The 1,865-nt window shown below is 62.8% G+C and carries 3 protein-coding genes and 1 pseudogene; 3 read left to right on the top strand and 1 reads right to left on the bottom strand.

The features are described 5' to 3' along the window. Nucleotides 1–99 precede the first annotated feature (99 nt). Nucleotides 100–618, bottom strand: a pseudogene (locus AWB66_RS32400) (IS21 family transposase); the annotation flags it as partial. Between the two features lie 81 nt (nucleotides 619–699). Between AWB66_RS32400 and tnpA the strand changes: the two are divergent. The 3 genes from tnpA to AWB66_RS32385 all read left to right on the top strand — a co-directional run. Then, nucleotides 700–1,119 (top strand): IS66 family insertion sequence element accessory protein TnpA, encoded by a 420-nt coding sequence (tnpA, locus tag AWB66_RS34800; protein ID WP_235021357.1) that lies wholly within the window; start codon nucleotides 700–702, stop codon nucleotides 1,117–1,119. Next, a complete protein-coding gene (gene tnpB / locus AWB66_RS32390; RefSeq protein ID WP_040048688.1) occupies nucleotides 1,113–1,460 on the top strand; it encodes an IS66 family insertion sequence element accessory protein TnpB in 348 nt (115 codons plus the stop codon). The genes tnpA and tnpB overlap by 7 nt, the downstream gene beginning before the upstream one ends. Before the next feature lie 50 nt (nucleotides 1,461–1,510). Then, nucleotides 1,511–1,865, top strand: a 355-nt coding sequence (locus tag AWB66_RS32385; protein ID WP_235021356.1) for an IS66 family transposase, incomplete at its 3' end; no start/stop codon positions are given.

The following is a 1,865-nucleotide window of genomic DNA, read 5'->3' as shown; positions in this document are numbered from 1 at the left end:
CATTTCCCTCGTGCGCCTCCTTATGCGACCGCTCGTCTACACCGTTCGGGCACATAACGCCGGAGGGAACAGAAGCCCGATTTTGTTCCCGGGAACAAAATCAGGCACCAGGATCTCGACTAGGCCGTCATAGAACGCGAAGGCGCGCACGTGCGAGCCGATCCAGTCGGGCAACTGCTGGGTCCACGTGAGTTCCGCGAAGGTGAGGCCGGACACGCCGAGCGCGGCGACGAACAGCTCGGCCTCGCGGATTTCACCGGTGCCCGGATTGATGATGCCGAGCTTCTTGCCCGAGTAGTCGACGAACAGCTTCTGGCCCGGCACATGCGTTTGCCGCATCGTGACCGGAAGCCGCTGCGCCCACTCCTGGTAAGCCTTACAGAACCAGCTGTAGCCGCAGCCGTCCGGATGCTGCGCCTTATATTCCTGCCACAGCAGATCGAGCGTGACGCCTTTCCTGCCGATCTCGCGATGCACCGTCGGCCAGTCCGGCATGCCGCGCGTTGGCTCGCGCCGTGCCGGCGGCGGATACAGCCTAGCCTCGAGCGCCGCGTCATCTGTCAGCAGTTCCGGCGGCAGCGGCCAGCCCAGGCCAGCCAGCCGCGTGCGGCGCAGGTAAGTATCCGTCCGCGCAACCCGTCTTGATTGTCCGCATGCACGATGCGAAGGTTTGGCCATCGTACTGGAGGGAGTGATGCGATGGACGATGACGCAGTAGGCCGAGCTGTTGTAGGAAGGCGCGCACGACGCCCTCGCCAGGGTGAAGCGTTCTGGCGAGAGATGGTGGCAGCATGGAAGGTGAGCGGCGTGGGCACTCGACGCTTTTGTCGCGAACAAGGCCTTGCCGTCAGCACTTTCGGGTTGTGGCGCAAGAAGTTTGCCGGCGAAACGCCTGCAATGAGTCCGCTGGCTGTGACGGCTGACGCCGCGTTTGTCATTGCTCGCCTCGAAGGTGAGCCTGCGGCGACACCATCATCTGCGTCAGCCGATACGCCATCATCACCGACGCGTGATCGCGTTACGTTATCGATCGCCGGCGTTCGCATCGAAATGAGTGGCGTGCATGCGGAGCGCATTGTGCGCTTTGTGCTTGGCCGGCTTGGCGGTGCACGGTGCTGATCGCCGCTGACGTTCGAGCCTACATCTGCCGCGAGCCGGTCGACATGCGCAAGTCGATCGACACTCTGTCGTATCTGGTCGAACCCCTGCTTGCACAGAAGCCGGCTTCGGGCAACTTGTTCGTGTTCGTCGGCCGTGACCGCACGAAGGTGAAGTGCCTCTATTGGGACCGTACCGGCTTCGCGCTTTGGTACAAGCGGCTCGAACACGGGCATTTCCCATCACCGGCCTCGCTCGCACAACGCGGCTTCACGCTCGCGGAACTCAATGCGTGGCTCGAAGGTATTGAGATTCCGGCGCGCGAGCCTCATCGCGCCGTCGCGGTGACGCGCGTGGCTTAAGGGCTGCCAGGAATCGCGCGCAGCGCTCACGAAGCTTGTAAACGTCGCGCATGTTGGGCATCATGGTTGACATGCTGCCCGCCGCCGTCACTGCCGGGGATCTGCCACTGGAGCTCGAGGCTCTGCAAGCCTTTGCACTCGAACAGAACCGGCTCGCGTGCGTGTTATGGGAGCAACTGGAGAACCTTCAGCATCAGATTGCACAACTCAATCGTGCACGCTTCGGCGCGAGCTCTGAGCGCCTGGCGGGTCAGGCCGAGCTGTTTGACGCCGCCATAGATATGCCCGTTCCTTCGGAGCCTGCGAAGGTTCAAGTCACAGGCCACAGCCGTAGGGGACGCCCCGCGTTGCCAAAGGACTTGCCACGCACGCGCATCGAATATGACCTGAGCGACGAACAGAAGG

Source organism: Caballeronia telluris (assembly GCF_001544495.1).
GTDB lineage: Bacteria > Pseudomonadota > Gammaproteobacteria > Burkholderiales > Burkholderiaceae > Caballeronia > Caballeronia telluris.
This window is presented reverse-complemented; position numbering and strand designations above follow the sequence as displayed.

Coding starts and splice junctions, on each gene's coding strand:
- tnpA (WP_235021357.1), top strand. CDS start 700: ATGGACGATGACGCAGTAGGCCGAGCTGTTGTAGGAAGGCGCGCACGA.